The organism is Streptomyces niphimycinicus (genome assembly GCF_018883605.1).
Lineage (GTDB): Bacteria > Actinomycetota > Actinomycetes > Streptomycetales > Streptomycetaceae > Streptomyces > Streptomyces niphimycinicus.
The window spans coordinates 1-7203 of sequence record NZ_JAHLEM010000575.1; the positions used below are offsets into that span (position 1 = coordinate 1).

The window sequence follows — 7203 nt, forward strand, 5'->3', positions numbered from 1 at the left end:
CGCGGCCCGCGCCGCCGCCGAAGCCGCGGCCGCCACCGACGCCAGCGGCCGCTCCTCGGCAGAAGACCCCGCGGCATCCGCGGACGACCCGTCGGCATCCGCGGACGACCCGGCCGCATCGGCGACCGGACCCCCGGCAGCGGGCCCAGACCCCGAAGCGACAGCCGCCGAAGCCGCACCCGGAGCCCGCAGACCATCCTCCGACCGCAGCACCCCCAGCATCTGCCGCAACTCCGTCAGCGCCTGCCGCCCCATATCGCCCACCAGCGCCGCGTTCTTCGACGCCTTCTCCGGATCCTTCAGCGCCACCGCCTGCAACGCCGCCGCATGCACCACCATCAGGCTCACCCGGTGCGCCACCACGTCATGCATCTCGCGGGCGATCCGGGTCCGCTCCTCATTACGCGCCCACTCGGCCCGCTCCTCCGCCCGATCCGCCAGCAGCGACAGCTCCCGCTCCAGACCGTCCGCCCGCTCCCGCAGACTCTCCACCAGCCGCCGCCGGGCCCGGACATACAGCCCCAGCAGCACCGGCGGAGCGGTCAGCCCCAACGTGAGCACCATGGCGAACATCGGGGCCTCCCACACGGAGGTCCCCAGCCCGCTTTGCGGATTGTCCTGCCGAAGGCCGATCACCGTGACCAGGAAGCTCCCCACCGCCGCCATCCCGGCCAGCAGCGCCGTGATCCGGCGCGGCACCTCGGACGAGGCCAGCGTGTACAGCGACACGACACCCAGCAGCAGACCCATTTCGGCGGGCGTGATCGCGATCGATATCAGCACCACGGCGATCGCCCAGCGCCGCCGCAACACCAGCGTGGCCCCGACGACCACCCCCATCAGCACCCCGGCGGCAACCGGAATCCGGGCTTCATGCGCGAAGAAGACACCCTCTACGGCACACTCCACCGCCGACACCACGGCGAGCAGGACATCGAGCCCCATACTCCGCCGCCGCGACCACCACCACGGCCCCACGGGCACGCCCCGCGCGCCCGTCGCCTCTTCCCCCGTCGAACTCATAGCGACCAGCCTACGGCCGGGCGCCAGCGCATTACCCGGGGACACGGCGGCGCACAAGAGACTCGAACATCAGGTAAAACCGCCCATTTAACTCGAACGAATGAATCGCCCACGTTTTCGACCCGGCGCGTCCGCATGCCGAACGACCCTGTGGCCATGAACGCACCACGGCGCCGCGACGGCGACAGCATGGGCGGCCTCCTCGACGGGTCGACCACGTTCGAAGAACTGAGAGATCGGGCGATCGCATTACGGAAGGAGGGGATGAGCCGCAGACAGATCCGCGACCGACTGAAGGTGAGCAACAACGACATCCTGAACCGCCTCCTGGAGGGCGAGCCGCCACCCGAGTGGACAAAGCGCCCCAACGCCAAGGACGACCTCCGGGCCAGGGCGCGCGAGATGCGACTGCGGGGGATGACCTACGACAGGATCCAACTGGAGCTCGGCTGTTCCAAGAGCTCCATCTCGCTCTGGGTCCGCGACCTGCCGAAACCGGACCGGCCGCCGCGCACCCGGGAGGAGGCTTCGGCCATCGCGAAGCGGGGGTGGGAGGCGACGCTGCGGCAGCGGGAGATCGAACGGCAGCGGACGAAGCTCGCGGCGGCGCGGGAGGTCGGCAAGCTGACGGACCGGGAGCTGTTCCTGGTGGGAGTGGGGCTCTACTGGTCCGAGGGCTCGAAGAGCAAGCCGCACAATCCCACCGAAAGAGCCACCTTCATCAACAGCGACCCCGACATGATCCAGCTCTATCTCGCCTGGCTTTCCCTGCTCGGCGTCGAGCCCGAACGGCTGCGCTATCGGGTGATGATCCACGAATCCGCCCAGGTCGCCGAGGCGGAACGCTACTGGGCAGAGCTCATTGGCGTGGACGTCACCACCCTCGAGAGAACGACGCTGAAGAAGCACAACCCGAAGACGGTTCGTAAGAACGTGGGCGAGGGATACCGGGGCTGTCTGGTGGTCCGCGTCCTCAAGAGCGCTGACCTATACCGTCGCATTGAAGGCTGGTGGTACGGCATAGTGGTGGGGGCCAGGTCGACGATCTAGCGGATTGTCCGATTTGGCACTTTTGCCATCCCCTGTGGTGTAATCGGCAACACGACCGGTTTTGGTCCGGTTGTTCCAGGTTCGAGTCCTGGCGGGGGAGCTTCACCTTCCGTTTTCCCGGGTCCCGACCGTCCGGCTCGGGACCCTCCTTCCTTTCCGCCCGGAAACCTCTCGGTATCCTGCGGGTGTCCACCCCCGAAGCCGAAGGGCACACCCGTGAGCGCCAACCGCCCGGCAGCCGTCGTCGTCCTCGCAGCGGGTGAGGGCACCCGCATGAAATCGGCGACCCCGAAGGTTCTGCACGCCCTCTGCGGCCGCTCCCTCGTCGGGCACGTCGTCGCCGCCTCCCGTGAGCTCTCGCCCGAGCATCTGGTCGTCGTGGTCGGCCACGCCCGGGAGCAGGTCTCCGCGCATCTGGCCGAGATCGACGCCGAGGCGCGCACCGCCGTCCAGCATGAGCAGAACGGCACCGGGCACGCCGTCCGGATGGGTCTGGAGGAGCTGTCCGACAGCGGGGTCGCCCTCGACGGCACCGTGATCGTCGTCTGCGGTGATACGCCGCTGCTGACCGGCGAGACGCTCCAGCGGCTCGCCGTGGCGCACTCCGGCGACGGGAACGCCGTGACCGTGCTGACCGCCGAGGTCCCCGACGCCACCGGTTACGGCCGGATCGTGCGGGACGACGCGAGCGGCGCCGTCACCGCGATCGTCGAGCACAAGGACGCGACCGACACGCAGCGGGCGATCCGTGAGATCAACTCCGGGGTCTTCGCCTTCGACGCGCAGTTGCTCACCGACGCTCTCGGCAAGGTGCGCACCGACAACAGTCAGGGTGAGGAGTACCTCACCGATGTGCTCGGCATTCTGCGCGAGGCCGGGCATCGGGTGGGTGCCTGCGTGGCGGCGGATCACCGGGAGATCCTCGGGATCAACAACCGTGTGCAGTTGGCGGAGGCACGCAGGCTGCTGAACGACCGGCTGCTGGAGCGCGCGATGCTGAGCGGGGTGACCGTCGTCGATCCGGCCACCACCTGGATCGATGTGACGGCCACGTTCGAGCCGGACGCGCTGGTGCAGCCGGGTACCCAGTTGCTGGGGGCCACTCATCTGGCCGCGAATGCCGAGGTGGGGCCGAATTCCCGGCTCACCGACACCACGGTCGGTGCGGGCGCGGTCGTGGCGTTCACGGTCGCGGACGGCGCGGTGGTCGGCGCGGGGGCGAGTGTGGGGCCGTACGCGTATCTGCGTCCCGGGACGCGGCTGGGTGCGAAGTCCAAGGCGGGTACGTACGTGGAGATGAAGAACGCCACGATCGGCGCGGGCACCAAGGTGCCGCATCTGTCCTATGTGGGCGACGCGACGATCGGTGAGCAGACCAACATCGGTGCGGCGAGCGTCTTCGTGAACTACGACGGTGTGAACAAGCACCACACCACCATCGGCAGCCACTGCCGGACCGGGGCCGACAACATGCTTGTGGCTCCCGTCACGATCGGGGACGGTGCTTATACCGCCGCCGGATCGGTCATCACCAAGGATGTGCCCCCGGGCTCGCTCGCCGTCGCACGTGGACAGCAGCGGAACATCGAGGGCTGGGTCGCCCGCAAGCGCCCCGGAAGTGCCGCGGCACGGGCCGCCGAGGCCGCTCGTCGGGAGGACGAGGGCCAGCAGTGACATGTGCACAAGTGCGCTGTGCGGGGCGTACGGTGAGAAGTGCACCAAAGTGACATCCAAGGAGACTTGTTGTGACCGGGATCAAGACGACCGGCGAGAAGAAACTGATGTTCTTCTCCGGCCGCGCCCACCCCGAGCTGGCCGAGGAGGTCGCCCATGAGCTGGGCGTCAGCTTGGTCCCGACCAAGGCATTCGACTTCGCCAATGGCGAGATCTACGTACGCTTCCAGGAGTCCGCGCGCGGTGCCGACTGCTTTTTGATCCAGAGCCATACGACTCCGATCAATAAGTGGATCATGGAGCAGCTCATCATGGTCGATGCGCTGAAGCGGGCCTCCGCGCGCTCGATCACGGTGATCGTTCCGTTCTACGGCTATGCCCGGCAGGACAAGAAGCACCGTGGCCGTGAGCCCATCTCGGCGCGGCTGATCGCGGACATGCTGAAGACGGCGGGTGCCGACCGGATTCTCACGGTCGATCTGCACACGGACCAGATCCAGGGCTTCTTCGACGGTCCGGTGGATCATCTCTTCGCGCTGCCGGTGCTGGCGGACTATGTGGGTGCGAAGGTCGACCGTTCGAAGCTGACCGTGGTGTCGCCGGACGCCGGCCGGGTGCGGGTCGCGGACCGCTGGTGTGACCGGCTGGGCGCGCCGCTGGCGATTGTGCACAAGCGGCGGGATCCGGATGTGGCGAATCAGGTCACGGTGCATGAGGTGGTCGGTGATGTGCGGGGCCGGGTGTGTGTGCTGGTCGACGACATGATCGACACGGGTGGCACGATTTGTGCGGCGGCGGATGCGCTGTTCGCGAATGGTGCGGAGGACGTGATCGTGACGGCCACGCATGGTGTGCTGTCGGGTCCGGCGGCGGACCGGCTGAAGAACTCGAAGGTCAGTGAGTTCGTGTTCACCAATACCCTGCCGACTCCGAGTGAGGTGGAGCTGGACAAGGTGACGGTGTTGTCGATGGCGCCGACGATCGCTCGCGCGGTGCAGGAGGTCTTCGAGGACGGCTCGGTGACCAGCCTGTTCGAGGAGCAGGCGTGAGCGGCTTAACCTGCTCGGACCGGTTCTGGGGGCCACTCCCGTGAGGGGGTGGCCTCAACCATTGGTAGAATCGTGGGGTTGCTCGGCGAGGGAGGCCGCGTCTTATCGCGGCTGTCCGTTATCGACGCGCTCTTCGTAGCAAGGTCTGTCGTGGGCCGGGTGACGCCCACACACCGTAAATGATCTACGAGGAGTGCCCCATGGCCGAGGTCAAGATCTCCGCTCAGCCCCGTACCGAGTTCGGCAAGGGTGCGGCCCGGCGTGCCCGTGCGGCCGACCGTGTTCCCGGCGTGGTCTACGGCCACGGCGTGGACCCGCTGCATGTCACGCTTCCGGCGCATGACCTGCTGATGGCGCTGAAGACGCCGAACGTGCTGCTGCGTCTGAAGGTCGAGGGCGGCAAGGACGAGCTGGTCATCCCGAAGGCCGTGCAGCGTCACCCGATCAAGATCGGCGTGCTGGAGCATGTCGACCTGCTGCTGGTGAAGAAGGGCGAGAAGGTCACCGTGGAGGTGCCGATCCTCACCGAGGGCGATCTGGCGCCGGGTGGCAACCTGCTCGAGCACCTGCTGAACGCTCTGCCGGTGGAGACCGAGGCGACTCACATCCCGGAGTCGGTGACCGTCTCCATCGCGGGTCTGGACGCGGGTGCCACCATCCACGCGAAGGACATCACTCTCCCGGCGGGCACCACGCTGGCCGTCGAGGACGACGCGGCCGTGCTTCAGGTGGTCGCCGCCCAGGCCGAGGCTCCGGCCGAGGAGGGCGCCGAGGGTGAGGGCGAGGGCTCCGAGGCGTAGTCTTCGGCTGCTCCCTTCCGCTTTTCCGGCCGCCGTCCCACCTCTGTGGTGGGGCGGCGGCCGTCCTCAAGGAGAGACTTCCAGATGACGGACGACGCGAGCCCTTGGCTTGTGGTGGGCCTCGGCAATCCCGGGGGCGAGTACGCGGGCAATCGCCACAATGTGGGCTTCATGGTGGCCGATCTGCTGGCCGGGCGGATGGGTGCCCGGTTCAAGGCGCATAAGGCGCGGGCGCAGGTCGTCGAGGGCCGGGTGGGTCCGCCGGGGCCGTTGAGCCGCCGGGTCGTGGTCGCCAAGCCGATGTCGTTCATGAATCTCTCGGGCGGTCCGGTGACCGCGCTGCGGGACTTCTACAAGGTGCCGGTCGGTCATGTCGTGGCGGTCCATGACGAATTGGACATCGATTACGGGGCGCTGCGGTTGAAGGTCGGCGGGGGTGACAATGGCCACAATGGGCTGAAGTCGATCACCAAGTCGCTGGGTGCGGATTACTCCCGGGTGCGCTTCGGGATCGGCCGTCCGCCGGGTCGGATGGATGTCGCGGCGTTTGTGCTGAAGGACTTTTCCGCTGCGGAGCGCAAGGAGTTGGACTATTTCGTGGACCGTGCGGCGGATGCGGTGGAGACGCTGATCGCGGATGGGCTGGAGCGCGCGCAGGGGACGTACAACTCCTGAAAAACACCGTTCGCCCGTTTGTTCGGTGGAAGGTTGACCGGGCGGCCGGGGATGGCGAGGATCGCCGCCATGGCTTCCACCGGTATGACCAAGCGCAGCCGTACGCGACGGGCGGGCGAGAGCGCGTACGGGCTTCTGTTGCTGGCGAAGAACGTGGCGATGGGGCTTGTCGCGCTGCTGATCCTGGTGGCCGGGGTGTGGTCGTCCTGGGATGAGGCCAAGCCGACGATGCTCACCAAGGGGCTTGAGCGCGGCACCGTGACGGTTTCCGACTGCGGCGACGACTGGTGCACCGGTTCGTTCGCCCCGGCCCGCGCGGGTGGGGCGACCCATGGCCGGGTGCGGGTCGACAAGGCGGTGACGGACGGGACGGGCGACCGGGTTCCGGTGGCCCTCAAGCCGGGCACGGACCGCGCCGTGCGTACGGGTGTCGCGGGCATCCTCCACGCCTGGGTCCCGTTCGGCGGCTCGCTCCTCCTCACCTCGCTGATCGTCGCGGGCGGCCTCGGTCTGCGCCGCACGGGCTGGACGATGGGCCTGTTGGGCGCGGCCCTGCTGGGCGCGTCCTTCGCGACGCTTACGCTGTAGCGCTCACCGGGTGCCCCCACTGGTCTTGGGCTCGCCCTTCGTCCCGGGACCACCCGCCGTGGGGTGACCGGTCGCGTGGCACAGGCTGTTCGGCACCGCCGGACTCCACCGTCGAGGTACTCGCCGTCGCGGCGGGGAAGACGTGGCGCCGCCCTTCCCTGGGGCAGGGCAGCGGCGGAGCCCGCTGCTTATCGGGGGGCCGAAGGCGGAGCCCCCGGGAACGTCAACTCCCCGACATACGCCGGGCGGGCCCGCTCCCCACAGGGGGCGGGCCCGCCCGGTGTCGCGGCGTACGCCCTGGTCAGCCCGTGTTGCGGAGGCCCGCCGCGACGCCGTTGACCGTG

Annotated in this window: 7 protein-coding genes and 1 tRNA gene; 7 read left to right on the forward strand and 1 reads right to left on the reverse strand. The window is 68.5% G+C overall.

The window, feature by feature from the left end; all coding sequences use genetic code 11:
• Window positions 1-1023: sensor histidine kinase (locus tag KN815_RS36690; RefSeq protein WP_216346171.1), on the reverse strand; the 1023-nt coding region annotated here is incomplete at its 3' end.
• A gap of 189 nt (window positions 1024-1212) precedes the next feature.
• Between KN815_RS36690 and KN815_RS36695 the strand changes: the two genes are divergently transcribed.
• The 7 genes from KN815_RS36695 (at window position 1213) to KN815_RS36725 (ending at window position 6859) form a co-directional block, all read left to right on the forward strand.
• The gene (locus tag KN815_RS36695) at window positions 1213-2073 is read left to right on the forward strand and encodes a hypothetical protein (protein ID WP_216346177.1); all 861 of its coding nucleotides are present in this window, start codon (window positions 1213-1215) and stop codon (window positions 2071-2073) included.
• Window positions 2074-2101: 28 nt separating this feature from the next.
• Window positions 2102-2173 (forward strand) — tRNA-Gln (locus KN815_RS36700).
• A 116-nt stretch (window positions 2174-2289) separates the two neighbouring features.
• Window positions 2290-3747 carry a bifunctional UDP-N-acetylglucosamine diphosphorylase/glucosamine-1-phosphate N-acetyltransferase GlmU gene (gene glmU / locus KN815_RS36705; RefSeq protein ID WP_216346172.1) on the forward strand — a complete coding sequence of 486 codons (1458 nt, stop codon included), beginning with the start codon at window positions 2290-2292 and terminating at the stop codon, window positions 3745-3747.
• Window positions 3748-3818: 71 nt separating this feature from the next.
• Complete coding sequence (locus tag KN815_RS36710; RefSeq protein ID WP_216346173.1) at window positions 3819-4796, forward strand: ribose-phosphate diphosphokinase; 978 nt, start codon at window positions 3819-3821, stop codon at window positions 4794-4796.
• Window positions 4797-4996: 200 nt separating this feature from the next.
• Window positions 4997-5596, forward strand: a complete 600-nt coding sequence (locus tag KN815_RS36715) for a 50S ribosomal protein L25/general stress protein Ctc (RefSeq protein WP_216346174.1) — start codon at window positions 4997-4999, stop codon at window positions 5594-5596.
• An 84-nt stretch (window positions 5597-5680) separates the two neighbouring features.
• Complete coding sequence (gene pth, locus KN815_RS36720; protein ID WP_216346175.1) at window positions 5681-6271, forward strand: aminoacyl-tRNA hydrolase; 591 nt, start codon at window positions 5681-5683, stop codon at window positions 6269-6271.
• Window positions 6272-6340: 69 nt separating this feature from the next.
• On the forward strand, window positions 6341-6859 hold the full coding sequence (locus tag KN815_RS36725; RefSeq protein ID WP_216346176.1) for a hypothetical protein: 519 nt from the start codon (window positions 6341-6343) through the stop codon (window positions 6857-6859).
• Window positions 6860-7203: the final 344 nt, after the last annotated feature.